Source organism: Planotetraspora silvatica, assembly GCF_016863315.1.
GTDB lineage: Bacteria > Actinomycetota > Actinomycetes > Streptosporangiales > Streptosporangiaceae > Planotetraspora > Planotetraspora silvatica.
On record NZ_BOOQ01000024.1, the window covers coordinates 188,052 to 203,879 of the forward strand.

Here is a 15,828-nt window from a genome sequence, read left to right on the forward strand (position 1 = left end):
TTCCTGACCGGACACGGTACCGCAGCAGGAGGAGCCGGCGAACATAACGATTGTGGTTCCTCCTATCGGTCGTGACATCGTTGTCAGGCAGGCAGCGGATAGAGACTGCTACCGCGTTACGAGAGTGTCAACTGGACTCGTTCCAATGTGGCCGTTTCGTAACGCGCTTTCGGCGGTCCCGAGGCTCTCACCTCGCATGATCCAACCGGGCCATGGCCCAGCGGGCCCCGCTCACGCCGGGCCGCGGGCGGTCGGTCGTGCCGCGATGACCGCTGTGCGTGACCGGCCGGTCCCGGCTCAGCGCGGCGGGGCGCCCCGCGCCACCAGTTCGGTGGGGAGCACCACCGTACGCGGCCAGGAACGGTCCCCCTCGATCCGGTGGAAGAGCAGTTCGGTGGCGGTCCTGGCCAGCTCACGAGTGTCGTAGGCGATCACCGTCAGCGGGTACGGCACCAGGCGGGCCACGTCGAAGTCGTCGAACCCGAGCACCGCGGCGTCGCTGCCGCGCCGGTGCAGTTCCTCGATCACGCCGAGGGTGATCCGGTTGTTCAGGGAGAAGAAGGCGGTCGGCGGATCCGGTCCTTCGAGCAGTTCGGAGACGACCCGGGCGGCCGCCAGCGGATCACGGACGCCGTCGCGGACCAGCCGGGTGTCGTACGGCACGCCGGCCGGTGCCAGCGCGTCCTGCGCGCCGTCGAGCCGCTCACGCATGGTGTAGACGCCGATGGAGTCGAGCAGGATGCCGATCCGGCGGTGGCCTGCCTCGACGAGCCGGCGGACCCCGGCCCGCGCGCCCCCGCGGTTGTCGAGCAGTACCGTGTCGGCGAGCAGCCCGCCGGCCGGCCGGTCGAGGAAGACCATGGGGGTGCCGAGTTCGATCTCGGCGCGCAGGAACGAGTGATCGTCACCGGCCGGCACCACGAGCAGCCCGTCGACACGGCGGGCGCACATGTCCCGCAGCAGTTGCTCCTCGCGCGCCGGATCCTCTTCGGAACTGGCGATGATGAGCATCGTGTCGTGTTGCCGGGCCACCTCGGCGGCGGCTCCCGCGATCGTCGCGTAGAACGGGTTGGCGATCTCCTCGATCAGCAGCCCGATCGTGGCGTTCGTCTGCCCGGAGCGCAGCGAGCTGGCCAGGGGGTTTCGGCGGAAGCCGAGCTCGGACACGGCGGCGAGCACGCGTTCGACCAGCTCGGGCTGGACGTGCGGCGCGTTGTTCACGACCCGCGAGACGGTTTTCAGGCTCACTCCGGCCAGGTCCGCCACGTCCGCCATGGTGGGCCGCCTCGTACGGCCGACGTCGCTAGCCATGAAGGAACCATACCGGCTCTGACCGCTATTGTGACAACGTTGTCCAAGCCATAGGAGCGCCGCATGTCCGATCTCGCCCTCGCCGTCGACATCGGCGGAACCAAGGTCGCCGCCGCCCTGGTCGCCGCCGACGGGACCGTCGCCGAGCGCGGGGTACGGGCGACGGTCGTCTCACCGGACCCCGAGGTGGTCTGGCGACCGGTGGCCGAACTCGTCCTGGAACTGCTCGCCGTGGCCGGCACGGCGCGGGTGGTCGGCGTCGGCGTGGGCTCGGCGGGCCCGATCCACCTGCCGGAGGGTTCGATCAGCCCGGTCAACATCCCGGCTTGGCGCCGCTTCCCGCTGCTGCACCGTCTCGCGGAGTTGGTCCCCGGGGTCCCGGTCCGGCTCGCCGGCGACGGCAGTTGCGCCGCTGCGGGAGAACACTGGCGTGGTGCGGGGCAGGGCGCCGACGACCTGCTGGGCATCGTCGTCTCCACCGGCGTCGGGGGCGGCCTGATCCAGGCCGGGCGGATGGTCGGCGGCCCGACCGGCAACGCCGGGCATATCGGCCACGTGGTCGTCGACCTGGACGGAGTCCCCTGCCCGTGCGGGGGACGTGGCTGCGTCGAGGCGATGAGCAGCGGGCCGAGCATGGTCGCGTGGGCGCTGGACGCCGGGTGGCGGGCGCCCGTACCGGCGCCGACAGGGGTGGACCTCGCCACCGCGGCCCGGGCCGGCGATCCGCAGGCGTGCGAAGCGTTCCAGCGTTCCGGCCGTGCCCTCGCGGCGGGCATCGTCTCGACGGCGGCCATCTGCGACCTGTCCCGGGTGGTGATCGGCGGCGGGGTCTCGGCCGCCCACGACCTGCTCTTCCCGCCGCTGCGGGCGGCCATCGCCGAACACGGCCGGCTGGAGTTCCTGCGGGGGTTGACGGTGACGACGGCGAGTCTCGGCAACGCCGCCGGTCTGGTCGGCGCCGCGGCCCTGGTGCTCGCCCCGGAGGCGTACGCCGGCCGCGGCGTCGCCTCGCTCGCCTGACCAGACGGACGACCACGGGAAAACGAACGGGTTGTTTCGCGGAGGTTTCGCGGTGAGTCTTGACAACGTTGTCTCAGAGGAACCAGGCTAGCCGCGATCTCCAGCCGGGTGCGCCCTTCCGCGAGCCCGCCATCCCCTTGTGGAGCTTCCGCATGGTCCAAGACCTCCGTCCCTACTCACGGCAGCGGTCGCGGCGGGTCTCGCCGCCTTACGGCACTCCTCCCGGCGCCGACCCACGCTGACCCCCCTCGGAGCCGAACCGCTTGGGCGCGGCCCCGGGCCGGCATACGGCAAGCCGGCCTGGGTGCCCCCACAGGCGACTCGCGCTCCGTCGCAGTCGATCGACTGCGGCAGCCAGGGTCTTCATCCCCCGACGATCGACGCTCTCGACCTCCATCGAGTCGAAAGGCCCCCGTGATGTCACATTCCCCCTTTGCCCGTCTCTTGTCCCTGAGACGGTTGGCCGCCGCGGCCGCGGCGCTTTCACTGCCGGTGTGGGTGCTCGCCGCCGCACCCTCGGCGAGCGCCGCGGCGCAGCCCGGCGACTTCAGCTCCTCGTTCGAGACGGCCGACCCGCAGCCCGCGGCGAGCACCGTCGAGAGCGCGAACGGCAAGCCGGTCCAGGCGAACCTGAGCGGATCCAACCCAGGACTGCCCGGTAGCGTGCTCGGCCAGGTCGGCGTGGTGACCGCGAGCGCGGAGAACCCTCCCGGCGAGGTCGTCGCGAACCTCAAGGACGACGACTCGTCGACCAAGTGGCTGGCGTTCAGCCGTACCGGCTGGGTCACCTACCGGCTGTCCCAGCCCGTCGTGGTGAAGAAGTACGCGCTGACCTCGGCGAACGACGCGCCGGGCCGCGACCCCAGGGACTTCACCGTCCAGGGGTCGAACGACGGCAGCGCGTGGACCGACCTGGACGGCCGGACGGGGGTGAGCTTCAGCGGGCGGTTCGCCACCAACACCTACAGCTTCACCAACACGACCGCCTACAGCTACTACCGGCTGAACGTCACGGCGAACTCCGGTGACTCCATCATCCAGCTCGCCGACTGGAACATCAGCGACGGCTCGGACGTCGTGCGGCCGGCAACCCCGATGGTAAGCGTCACCGGCCCGGGTCCGGTCGACGGCGCCAACATGAAGCCCGGGGCCGGATTCACCGGGGTGACCACGGTGCGGTACGCGGGCTACGCGCAAGCCGGCGGCCGCGCGTACGCGACCAACAAGCTGTACGACGTCGACATCCCGGTCGGGCCCAAGACCCGGCTGTCCTACAAGATCTTCCCCGAGTTCACGGCCGACGACCCGCGGTACCCGTCCACCTACGTGGCCGTGGACCTGCACTTCACCGACGGCACCTACCTGAGCAGCCGTTCCCCCCTCGACCAGCACGGCTACCCGCTCACGGCCACCGGCCAGGGCGCGGCGAAGGTGCTGGTGGCCGACGAGTGGAACGCGGTGCAGTCCGAGATCGGCGCCGTCGCCGACGGCAAGACGATCGACCGCATCCTGCTCGCCTACGACGACCCCCAGGCGACGGACTCGACCCGCTTCCAGGGCTGGCTCGACGACGTCGTCGTGACGGGCGTCGCCGCCCCGATCGACGGCTCCCGCCTGACCAACTACGTCGACACCCGGCGCGGGACCAACGCGACCGGCGGGTTCTCCCGCGGCAACAACCTGCCGATCTCGGCGGTGCCGAACGGCTTCAACTTCTTCACGCCGGTCACCAACGCCGCGGCCAACAACTGGGAGTACGACTACCAGCGGGCCAACAACGCGGCCAACCTGCCCACGCTGCAGGGTCTGGAGATCTCGCACGAGCCCAGCCCGTGGATGGGCGACCGCAACCAGATGTCGGTCATGCCCGTTCTCGCTGGCGGTCCGCTCACCGGAGCGCCGAGCAACCGCGCGGTCGCCTTCAGCCACAACGACGAGATCGCACAGCCGGACTTCTACTCGGTCACGCTGCAGAACGGCCTGAACGCGCAGATGTCGCCCACGGACCACGGCGGCATCATGCGGTTCACCTTCCCGGCCGGGCAGGCCGCCGGAAGCCTCGTCTTCTACAACGGCACGTTCACCATCGGCACGGACGGCACCTTCACCGGCTGGGTCGACAACGGAAGCGGCCTGTCGGCCGGCCGCAGCCGGATGTTCGTGTCGGGCACCTTCGACCGGGCGCCGACTGCGACCTCCGCCACGTCCGCCACCTTCGACACCTCCGCGACGCGGCAGGTGGAGCTGCGCATCGCGACGTCGTTCCTCTCGGTCGACCAGGCGCGCAAGAACCTCGACTTCGAGGTCACCGGCAAGAGCTTCGACCAGATCCACGCCGCCGCCACCGCGGCCTGGCAGGACCGCCTCGGCCGGATCGAGGTGCGGGGCGCGAACGACACGCAGCGGGTGACGCTGTACTCGAACCTGTACCGGCTGAACCTCTATCCGAACTCGCAGTCGGAGAACACCGGCACCGCCGCCAAGCCGCACTGGCAGTACGCCAGCCCGGTCTCGGCGCCGACCGGCACGTCGACCGCCACGCAGACCGGCGCGAAGATCGTCGACGGGCAGATCTACGTCAACAACGGATTCTGGGACACCTACCGCACGGTGTGGCCCGCCTACTCGCTGCTGTACCCGGACATCGCGGCCAAGATCGCCGACGGGTTCGTCCAGCAGTACCGTGACGGCGGCTGGGTCGCCCGCTGGTCGTCCCCCGGCTACGCCGACCTGATGACCGGCACCAGCGCGAACGTCGCGCTGGCCGAGGCCTACCTCAACGGCGTCAAGCTGCCCGACCCGCTCGCCGCGTACGACTCCGCCGTCAAGGACGCGACCGTCGCCTCCGGCCGCAGCGAGGTCGGCCGCAAGGGCATCGAGACGTCGCTGTTCCTCGGCTACACGCCGACCTCCACCGGCGAGTCGGTGTCGTGGGCGCTGGAAGGCTTCATCAACGACTACGGCATCGGCAACATGGGCGCGGCCCTGGCCAAGGACCCGGCCACGCCGAAGTCGGAGCGCGCCAGGCTCAAGGAGGAGTCGGAGTACTTCCTCGAGCGGGCTCGCAACTACGTCAACCTCTTCGACACCAAGACGAAGTTCTTCCGCGGGCGTGACGCCGCCGGCAACTTCCTGACCGGCGACCCGCTCGACTGGGGCGGCGTCTACACCGAGACCAACGGCTGGAACTTCGCGTTCACCGCGCAGCAGGACGGCCAGGGCCTGGCCAACCTGTACGGCGGGCAGAAGGCGCTCCAGGACAAGCTCGACCAGTTCTTCGCCACCCCGGAGAACGCCGACCGCCCCGGCGGGTACGGCACCACGATCCACGAGATGCTCGAGGCGCGCGCGGTGCGCCTGGGCCAGCTCGGCATGAGCAACCAGCCGTCTCACCACATCCCGTACATGTACGACTACGCCGGGGCTCCGTCGAAGACCCAGGCGATCGTGCGGGAGATCCTCCAGCGCCTCTACGCCGGCGGTGAGATCGGCCAGGGCTACCTGGGCGACGAGGACAACGGCGAGATGTCGTCGTGGTACATCCTCAGCTCGCTCGGCATCTACCCGCTGCAGGCCGGCTCGTCCAACTGGGCCATCGGCTCGCCGCAGTTCACCCAGATGACCGTCCACCGCAAGACCGGCGACATCGTGGTCGACGCGCCGGACAACAGCACGAAGAACGTCTACGTGCAGAGCGTGAAGGTCAACGGGAAGACGCAGCACTCGGTGTCCATCGACTCGTCCGAGCTCGCCCGCGGCGGCAGGATCGACTTCCAGATGGGCTCGAAGCCGTCGTCCTGGGGCACCGGCAAGCACGACGCCCCGCCGTCGCTGACCAAGGGCGACGAGGCGCCCCAGCCGTTCCAGGACACCACCGGTCCCGGTCTCGGCACCGCGACCGCCACCGGCGGGCAGGACGCGTCGAAGCTGTTCGACGACACGTCGACCACGCAGATGACCTTCGCCTCCGGTACGCCGCAGGTGAACTGGACCTACCGCGGCGGCAAGCAGAAGCCGGCGTACTACACCCTCACCTCGGGGGCGAGCGCGGGCGACCCGGGGGACTGGCGTCTGCAGGGCTCCAAGAACGGGATCACCTGGACCACCGTCGACTCCCGTAAGGGAGAGGTGTTCCCGTGGCGGAACCAGACCCGGTCCTTCAAGATCGACCATCCGGGGCGGTTCACGCAGTTCCGCCTGGTCGTGACGAAGACCGTCGGCGGCGCGCAGACGAACCTCGCCGAGATCGAGTTGCTCACTGGCGGCGACGTCCAGCTCACCGGGGACGACATCGCGGTGACCGCCGTGAGCGGCGTCCAGGCGAGGTCCGGCGCCGCGGTGTCGGCACCGCTGGCCACCGTCACCGGAGGCGACGCGAGCGGCTACCAGGCCACGATCGACTGGGGTGACGGCACACCGGCCACCCCGGGCACCGTGACCCTGAGCTCGCGGGGCGTCTACGGCGTCAGCGGCTCGCACACCTACGCCACGCCGGGTTACTACCAGGCCGGTGTGACGGTGACCGACGGCGACGGGCAGGGCTCGGACACGGCCGGGGTCCAGGTGGCCTACGCGCCGAGCTCCGGCCTCACCGCGGCCTTCGACACCGTCTGCATCGGCGACCAGGGTGTCGTCGCGGCGAACTGCGACGCCAAGTCGTGGGCGTACTCCCGCGCCGCTCTCGCGGACGCCGGCGTGACCCAGGGCGAGCGGCACGACGTGCCCGGCACGGCGCTGCACTTCACGCTGCCGGCGATCCCGGCGGGGCAGGCTGACGACGCGACCGGCAACGGCAAGACGATCGTGCTCGACCTGCCGGACGACGCGAAGAGCATCTCGTTCATCGGCGTCGGCACGCAGGGCAACCAGAGCACCACGGGCACGGCCACGTTCAGCGACGGCAGCACCGCTGTCATCCCGATCCAGATGAGCGACTGGACGCTGGGCGGCAACCCCAACGGCACGCCGTCCTACGGCAACATCGTCGTCGCCAAGACCGCGTACCGACTGCTCGGCACGAGCCGGGACGGCGCACAGCCGTTCCTGTTCGCCACCGCGCCCTACCAGATCCCGGAGGGCAAGAAGCTCGTCTCGGTGACGCTGCCGACGCAGACCGGCGACCCGGGCTCGGCGGGCAGGATCCACGTGTTCGCCGTCGCCGACGACGGCACGCCGGCCCCCGCGCTCGAGACCACCGCGCCCCAGGCCCAGAAGGCCACCGCGGGGCAGGTCCTCTCGGCGAACCTCGGTTCCGTCGCCGGTGGCGTCCCCGGCTCGGCGGGCTACCACGCCCGCGTCCAGTGGGGCGACGGCACGGTTCCGGACGACGCCGCGGTCGACCCGTCCGGTGCGATCACCGGACGGCACACCTACGCGCAGGAGGGCACCTACACGGTCCACGTCACCACGTGGGACACGCTGTCGAGCAGCACCGAGTCGTTCACCGTGACAGTGGCGCGGTCCGGACGGCAGCCGTCGATCGCGGTGTCCGCCTCGGCCGTCGCCGGTGACCCGATCACCGTCAACGGCAGCGGGTTCGCCGCCGGCGAGCAGGTGACCGTCAAGCTCGACACCGATTCGGCGCGCAGCCTGACGGTCGCGGCCTCGGCGGCGGGAGACGTTCACGCGTCGGTCGCGGCGTCCGACGACGTGCAGCCCGGCCGGTACGCCGTCACCGCCGCCGGCGCGTCCTCGCGGACACCGGCGACGGCCACCGTCCAGGTGACCGAGGAGCCCGCGGCACCGGTTTACCGGCCGGAGGCGCTCGCCTCCGCGACCTCCGGGCCTCGCGGTACGGCGATCGTGATCGACGCCAACGGGTTCGCCCCGGGCGAGGCGATCACGATCACCTTCGGTGACGGCCTGTCCGCCACCACCGTCCACGCGAACGGCGACGGCGTCGTCTCCGGACAGACCGTCAGCGTTCCGGGTACGGCCAAGCCGGGCTCGACCGAGATCACGCTGGCCGGCGCCGACTCGGCGACCAAGGTCGGACTGTCCTTCACGGTCACCAGTCCGAACTGATCCGAGGTAGTCCAGAACCGCCGGTGGGCGGGGCCGTCATCACGGCCCCGCCCACCTGTGGTTTCCGATACAACCGGGTCTGCACGCGGCTCACCGTGACCGGACGGCCCGTCGCGGTCGTGGGGTGTTGTCGCACCCGTGCGGAATACTTGCTCGGTCATGGCTGATTCATTAGACGGTTCGAGGGCTCTGGATCTGGATGCGCCGGCGATCGGCGACAGGTTCCGGCTGTTCAACTTCACCCGCAGAGATGATCATGTCGCCTACCTGTGGGTGCTGCGCGCCATGGAGCGTCTGCGCGCGGTGCATCGCGTCCAGGTGGACGGCGATGACGTGATGGCGGCGCTGCGGGATCTGGCGCTGGTCCACGATGAGGTTCCTCAACTGGACACGGGCCTGCGGAGCCGCTTGGACGCCCTGGCCGACGACGGGATCATCCACCGGCTTGAGGACGCGTCCCGGGCGGGAACGCTGGAGCGCTACCGCAACAGGCAGTCGGTGTACCAGTTCAGCGAGCTCGGCTACCGGGCCTTCGTCGCGGTCGAGGATGTGCTGGCCGCCAGAGTCCGCGACGCGAACCTGTCCCGTCTGGTGTTCTCGGACATCCTCGACGACCTCAAGGCGCTGGCGGCGGCGAACCGTACGGGGGACCAGGAGCAGGTCTATCGGCGACTCTCCCGGTTGAACCAGGTCATGGAAGACATGGTTCGCCGGTCCGCTCAGTTCCATGTGACTCTCAACCAGATCGTCAACTCCACAGAGACCTCACCCGAGCTGTTCCTTCGCTACAAGAACGCCCTGCTGGTCCACATGAGCGACTTCATGGCGGAGCTTGATCGCTACCTGCCGCGATTGGATCGAGCGGTACGGGACGTCGAGGCGACCGGAGTCAACACGATGCTCGTCCGGGCGGCCGACGCCGACGACCGGCCCTTTCTCGGCACCGTCGAACGGATCGAGGACTGGAAGAGACGCTGGCAGGCATTGCGGGCATGGTTCACCTCGACACCGGGTCAGGAGTCCGGGGCCGCTGATCTGCGGCGCGCGACCAGGGCGGCCGTGTCGGGCGTGATCGCGCTGCTCCGCCAGCTCACCGAAGCCCAGCGCGGGGGCGTCAACCGGGCTTCGGAGCTGCGGCATCTCGCCCAATGGATCTGCAACGCCCCCGATGAGGACGCGGCGTACGCGCTGGCGTCGGCGGCGTTCAACGTCGGCTCGGCGCGCCATCTCGGTGGAGCCCACGACGACGTCGAGGAGATCTCGTCGTCGGCCACGTGGTGGGATGCGCCGGGGATCGAAGTCGCACTCACACCGTTCCGGACGGGGCGGCAGGCCGGGCCCGGTCTGCCGCAGCCTGTCCGCTCCGACACGGGACAGCGGGCCGATCTGAGGCGTCGCCAAATCGCGGTCAGAGCAGCCGAGAGGGCGGCCGCCGAGAGCCTCGCGGCACGCGGAGCCCATGACCGCGTTCTCGACGAGGCCGAGACCAGGGTGTTGATGTCCTTGCTCACCAGAGCGCTGGAGGCTCGGTCGGTCGTCGCCGGGCGGCTGAAATCCGGATCCGGGAGCGACGACACCGTGCTGATGCGACTCGTCCCGGATGTGAAGGGCGGCGCCGTCCGGACTCCGCACGGCATGCTGCACCTGCCGGGATTCGCCTTGGAGATCGTTTCGCGTTCCGGGAGGGCACGTGGCTGAGCCACGGGCGGCGGCCGAGGTCCAGGCCGGCGATCTCGGCGCGTACCAGGACGCGGTTCGACTGGTCCTCACCAGTGACCTGATCACCGCGGTTCACCCCCGGCCGGGAGTCCTGGAGCGGGTGTTGCCGTGGGCGGACGAGCTGACGCGTGACCTTCACGATCTGTTCGGTTACACCTTGATCGCGACGACCCGGCACGTGCGGTTGGTCCGTCAGCTCGACACCCTGAATCCGTCCCGGGGGAAGATCTTCACCAACAGGGCGGGTAAGGCGTTCGATCGTCGGCGCCTGGCGTATCTCTGCCTGATCATCGGCTCGTTCCAGAGGTCACGGGTGGAGATCAGCCTGGCCGATCTCGTCCGTCAGTTCGGCCCCGTCGCCAACTCCATCGAGGGGCTCGGCTTCGATCCACTCGTCCCCGGCCACAAGGGAGCAGTCGTCGACGTGCTCGGCTGGCTGGTCGAGCGGGGAGCGTTGAGCCTCTCCGACGGTTCGATCGAGGCATGGGCACGCGGCGGCGGGGGCGACGCCCTGTACGACATCGATCACGACATCTGCGCGATGATCTTCCGGCCGTCGCGTCCGCTGCAACATCTGACCAGCGCGGCCGGCTTGCTGGACGGCACCGGATCCGTCGAAAGAAGGGCGCGGAGGCTGCTGCTGGAGCGCCCGGTGGTCTACTACTCCGACGTCGACGCGGACACGGCCGCGGTTCTCCTGCGCGACGATGTCGCCGAGAACCTGGCCCGGCTCACCGGTCTCGTCGTCGAGCGCCGTGCCGAAGGCGTCCTGCTGGCCGACCCGGTGGGACGGTTCACCGACCGGCCCTTCCCCGGCAGGGGCGCGGTCGTCAACCGCGCGGCAGGTCTCCTGATCGCCAGGATCGCCGACCTCCTTGAGGAAGGCGGCGTGCTGGGGCGCGTTCAGGCGCCGACCGAGGCCGAGGTGCAGCAGGATCTGCTCACACGGATCGACTCGGCGCTGCCGGAGTCCGGGATCGTCCGTGATCTCGCCTGGTCCGAACGGGTGGAGCCGGCCGGACAGGGTTCGGAAGCGCTCGTCTTCGTGGAGCGGCACAGGCTGGAAGAGCTGATCGGGGAGTTGTACGAGCGGTTCGGCGCGGCCTCCTTCACCGGCGCCTGGCAACAGGATCCGCAGGGGTTGCTCGACGCCGCGGTCGCCCTGCTCGAGGACCTGCGCCTCACCCGTTCCGTACCCGGCGGCGTTCTCGTCCTTCCGGCCGCGGTCCGTTATCGCAACATCTCCCTGGCGATCCCGGCGCCGCCCAAAGACCAGCTTGATCTCTTCGATGGAGACCTGAAATGAAGCGGTTCAAACCGTCCCGTGCCGGTTTGATCAACATCTGGGACTACACGGACGAGGAGTTCGTGTTCGCGGACGGCAGGCTGGTGCTCCGCGGCCACAACGGCTCCGGCAAGACCAAGGCCCTTGAGGTGCTGTTCCCCTTCATCCTGGACGGGGTCGTCGACGCTCGCCGGCTGGATCCCTTCAGCGGTGAGAACCGCACGATGAAGTCCAACCTCCTGTACCGAGGGCAGGAGTCGGAATACGGGTTCGTGTGGATGGAGTTCGCGGCGGGCGCACGGACCGTCACGCTGATCATCGCCATGCACGCCCACAAGGACCGGCCGGAGGTCAAGAGATCGTTCTTCGTGACGGCCAAACGGCTCGGCGTCGACTTCGGTCTCTTGACCGACGATTCCCGGCCACTGACCGATCAGCAGCTGAAACGTGCGCTGGAGCCCGAGGCGTGGCACAGCAGCCCCACCGACTACCGAGACGCGGTCGACACCGCCCTGTTCGGGCTGGGGCGCGAACGGTACATCCAACTGCTCGATCTGCTGCTCGCGCTGCGCAGGCCGTTGCTGGCCAAGGACCTGGACCCGGGCAAGGTGTCCGACACCCTCACCGCGGGACTGAGCCCGGTGCCGGAGAACCTCGTCGAGCAGGCCGCGCGCGATTTCGACAACCTGGCCGCCGTCCAGCGCCAAGTCGACGACCTCACGGCCGCGGACGCCGCCGCCAAGGCATTCCTCGAGTCCTATGCCGGCTACCTCCGAGCCGAAGTGCGTTCTCATCTCGACCGCATCGCGAGCCGTACGCAGCAGGTGGTGAAGCATGCCGGCGAGGTCGCGGTGGCGGGAACCGAGATGCGCCGCGCGGATCTCGCGCGGAGCGAGGCGGAGCAAGCACGTGAGGTCGCGAGCGCGGAACAGAACAGACTCTCCGCCAGGCTGGACGGACTCAAGAAGGACGGCGCGTACACCGCTCAGGGAGAGCTCGAAATCCTTCGTGCGCAGGTCGGCAGGCAGGCACAGGAGATCGTTCATGAGCGGGATGCGAACGCCAGATCGACCACGCGCATAGCGGATCTCCTCAAGGAGGCCGACGACGCCGACCGGCGGTTGAAGAGTGCTCGTGACGGCGCCGGACAGTTCGCCTCCGACCGAGCCGAAGCCGCGAGGCTCGCGGGGATCGTGCATGCGGAGGACGACGATCTTCAGGCCGCCAGGGCGCATGTCAGCGCACGCCGGCAAGACGTGGAGGATGTGCGGGCCTGCCTGCAGAAGGTCGGCGACACGGAGAAGGACCGGCGCCGGGCGGAGCAGGCCGTGGACAAGGCCAGGGGGAGGGCCGAGGCCGCGGAGCAGGCCGTCGAGGCCGCAGTTCAGCACCTTGAGGAAACGCGCGCACAGGCGCTGGAGCGACTGCACGCCTGGGCCGGCAGGTGGTCCGCGGACTCCTCGGTGAGCGCGGACGACCTCGCCGTCCTCGTCGAAGGGCTGGACCGCCTGGGGGAGGCGGGCGCCCCGCGCCTCGCGGAAGTCTTCGGTGACCTGACCGAAGAGCGGCGGACGCTGCTCGCCCACGGCGTGGCGGCGTCGGACGCACGGTCGGCGCGACTGGCGGCGGATCTCGAACGGCTGGCCGCGCTCCTGGAGGAGATCGCGGCTGAACGCGACGACGCGCCCGCGCTCGCCGGCGCCCGGCGCGCCGACCGGACGGTACGGCAGGGCGCCGCGCTGTGGCAGCTCGTACGGTTCGCCGACGAGGTCTCGGACGCTGACGCGGCGGCTGTCGAGGGAGCCCTTGACGCGGCCGGCTTGCTCACCTCGTGGATTCATCCCGATCCGCAGCTCACCGCGGCCGCCGTGGAGCATGCCGAGGCCGACGCCTACCTGGTCCCGGCTCCGGCCGGGCTGCGGCCGAGTGGGCCGACCCTGTCGAGCGTCCTCGTTCCGGAAGATCAGGACCACGTCCCCAGTCAGATCATCTCCGACGTGCTCGACTCGATCGCGCTGACCGACGCGCTCATCGGTTCGGCCGCGACGCCCGCGGTCACCAGGCGAGGGCAGTTCACCTTCGGGACTTACCTCGGCGCGCAGCCGAAGACCGCGGCGGAGTACATCGGCGCGACCAACCGCGCGGCTCGCCGCCGGGCACGGATCGCCGAGTACGAGCGGAACATCGAGGCCATCTCCCGGGACCTGTCGGCTGCCCGGGGGGAGGGCGACCGGCTCAAGGAGCGGCTGAATGACGTGAGCCGGGCCAAGTCAGAGCTCCAGCCAGTGGGCACGGACATTCTCACGGCCGTGAGGACGCTGGCGGAGAAATCGACTGTGCTGGCGTTGGCTCGTGCCGAACACAGCGAATCCACCAAGGCCCTGGACGGTGCCGTCGCCGAGGTGGACGCCGAACGCCGCAGGCTGAGGCAGGCGGCCGGGGACCGGAACATGCCCACCGGAGCGACGGAGATCGAGGCGATCGCCGCGGCGATCACGGATTTCATCACCGCCGCCGAACGGCTCTCCGCGCAACGCACGCACATCGCGTCGTCGGAAACGGACCTCGAGTCGCGGCGCCGTACGGTCGCCTCGCTGGAAACGGAACACCGGACCGCGCGCGACAGCCTGGCCGAGAAGGAGAAGGCGCACGAGAGCGCCGCCGAGCGCCTGACCGCCATGGAAGAGGCGCTGAGCGCGCCGCTGAAGGAGATCCTGAGCCAGATCAACCAGGTGGAGCGGGCATTCGCCGTGGCCGGCGACGCCTGGAAGACCGCGGACACATTGGTCCGCGGCGAGCACGACGCCCTGGTCAGAGCCACGTCCGCGCATGAACACGGGACGATGAGTCTCACTGCCGCACTGGGTGAGCTGCTCGACCAACTGGCGGCGTTCGGGCCGCTCGCTCAGCCCGATCTCCGGCCGGTCCTCGGAATGGGCTCGGGGCCGGCGTGGCCGGACCGGGCGCAGTGGACGGGGCCGGACCAGGGCGTGGCCGAGATCATCGAACGGCCGGCCGACCAGGATGCCGCCGCGGTGATCGGATCCGTCCTGCCGGACGGCACGGCCGACCTCCTCCGGCTGTACGAGGCGGCCACCACGGGACGGCCGGCCGGAGAGACGGCCAGGAAGCGTGCTCGTGACCGGATGTCGGAAGCGCTGAACGAGTTCGGCGACGCACTGAACGCCTGCGAAGAGGACTATCGGCTGGACTGGCAACCAGGGGAGTCCGTGGTCGTCGTGCAGGTTCAGGATGCCGACGGCCGTCACCCGGTCGCCGAGTTCGCGCGGCGCATCGCGGACCGCGCCGAAGAACAGGGCGTCCTGCTGGAGGAACGGGAGCGGACGGTCCTCGAGGACGAACTCCTCGCCGGCCTGGCGCAGCAGATCTTCGACCGCGTTTTCGCCGCGAAGGACCTGGTCAAGGGCATGGACGCCGACACCAGATCCAGACCGATGTCGACCGGCACGACCGTGGGCATCCGCTGGGTGGTGGCCGACAAGATCACCGACTCGGAGCGGGAGATGTCCGAACTCCTGGGACGGGATGGCCTGGGGGCCGCCCAGCTGGCCGATCTGCGCCGCATCATCCGGCAGATGATCCGGGAGTACCGGGCCGGCCATCCCCGGGCGACCTACAAGGAGGTGCTCTCCAAGGTCCTCGACTACCGAACCTGGCGTTCCTTCGAACTCCGGCTCAAGGTCCCGGGGCAGGAGGAGGTGCGGCTCAGCAAGAAGCGCCATTCTCAGATGTCCGGCGGGGAGAAGTCCGCTGCGATCCATCTGCCGCTGTTCGCCGCGGCGAATGCTCTCTATTCGTCGGCAGCGGACACCTGCCCGCGGCTGATCGCGCTTGATGAGGCGTTCGCGGGCATCGACGACATCTACAAGCCGGACCTGCTGGGGCTCACCGTCCGCTACGACCTGGACGCGTTCATGACCGGCCACGACCTGTGGGTCCGGTACGAGACGGTTCCCGCGGCGGCCCACTACGACATGCACAGCGACAAGGCGTCGCACACGGTCTCGGCGATGCTCGTCATGTGGGACGGAGCCCAGCTCATCGACTCCGCGGCCGGGTTCTCCGGCAACGAAGAACTGGCCACGGAACTGCTGGGGTTCACCCCGAGCCGGCGTGTACCGCTTGAGGACGGGTTGCTGGGGCTCGCGGAGCCTGCCCCGGAGGGGACGCGTTGACGGATCCGGCGAAGTTCACGGAACCGGGGTTCGCGCGGCTGATCTCCGCGGCGCGTCGATCACTCGAGCGCACGGGAGGGGATCTGGCCTGGGGTGACGTCCACGTGGCCATCGCCTTACCGTTTGCTAGGTGGTGGCTGGTGTTCCTGGGCGGGGTCGTGGCCCTCGTCGGTAGTAGCCTCGGATTCGCCCATCTCCACGATCGCCGATACCGACGTGGTCCCACACCGCACAGGGCCCACCCTCTGTCCCGGTCCAAGCGAGCGGGAAACA

The 15,828-nt window shown here is 69.8% G+C and carries 6 protein-coding genes; 5 read left to right on the forward strand and 1 reads right to left on the reverse strand.

Annotated features, from left to right (window positions below):
- Positions 1–297: 297 nt before the first annotated feature.
- A complete protein-coding gene (locus tag Psi02_RS19100) occupies positions 298–1,311 on the reverse strand; it encodes a LacI family DNA-binding transcriptional regulator (RefSeq protein ID WP_239094988.1) in 1,014 nt (337 codons plus the stop codon).
- Between the two features lie 63 nt (positions 1,312–1,374).
- Here Psi02_RS19100 and Psi02_RS19105 point away from each other — a divergent pair, with 63 nt between their 5' ends.
- The 5 genes from Psi02_RS19105 (at position 1,375) to Psi02_RS19125 (ending at position 15,555) form a co-directional block, all read left to right on the forward strand.
- On the forward strand, positions 1,375–2,331 hold the full coding sequence (locus Psi02_RS19105) for an ROK family protein (protein WP_203975935.1): 957 nt from the start codon (positions 1,375–1,377) through the stop codon (positions 2,329–2,331).
- A gap of 444 nt (positions 2,332–2,775) precedes the next feature.
- Positions 2,776–8,355: a GH92 family glycosyl hydrolase gene (locus Psi02_RS19110; protein ID WP_203975938.1), complete on the forward strand. Its 5,580-nt coding sequence runs from the start codon at positions 2,776–2,778 to the stop codon at positions 8,353–8,355.
- Positions 8,356–8,514: 159 nt separating this feature from the next.
- Positions 8,515–10,053 carry a TIGR02677 family protein gene (locus Psi02_RS19115; protein ID WP_203975939.1) on the forward strand — a complete coding sequence of 513 codons (1,539 nt, stop codon included), beginning with the start codon at positions 8,515–8,517 and terminating at the stop codon, positions 10,051–10,053.
- A complete protein-coding gene (locus Psi02_RS19120) occupies positions 10,046–11,380 on the forward strand; it encodes a DUF2398 family protein (protein WP_203975941.1) in 1,335 nt (444 codons plus the stop codon). The genes Psi02_RS19115 and Psi02_RS19120 overlap by 8 nt, the downstream gene beginning before the upstream one ends.
- Positions 11,377–15,555 carry an SbcC/MukB-like Walker B domain-containing protein gene (locus Psi02_RS19125; protein WP_203975943.1) on the forward strand — a complete coding sequence of 1,393 codons (4,179 nt, stop codon included), beginning with the start codon at positions 11,377–11,379 and terminating at the stop codon, positions 15,553–15,555. Before Psi02_RS19120 ends, Psi02_RS19125 begins: the two co-directional genes overlap by 4 nt.
- The last annotated feature ends 273 nt before the right edge of the window (positions 15,556–15,828 follow it).

What these genes read in the sequence shown, in the direction of transcription:
- Psi02_RS19125 (WP_203975943.1), top strand. Translation starts at nt 11,377, where the DNA reads ATGAAGCGGTTCAAACCGTCCCGTGCCGGTTTGATCAACATCTGGGAC.
- Psi02_RS19115 (WP_203975939.1), top strand. Translation starts at nt 8,515, where the DNA reads ATGGCTGATTCATTAGACGGTTCGAGGGCTCTGGATCTGGATGCGCCG.
- Psi02_RS19105 (WP_203975935.1), top strand. Translation starts at nt 1,375, where the DNA reads ATGTCCGATCTCGCCCTCGCCGTCGACATCGGCGGAACCAAGGTCGCC.
- Psi02_RS19100 (WP_239094988.1), bottom strand. Translation starts at nt 1,311, where the DNA reads ATGGCTAGCGACGTCGGCCGTACGAGGCGGCCCACCATGGCGGACGTG.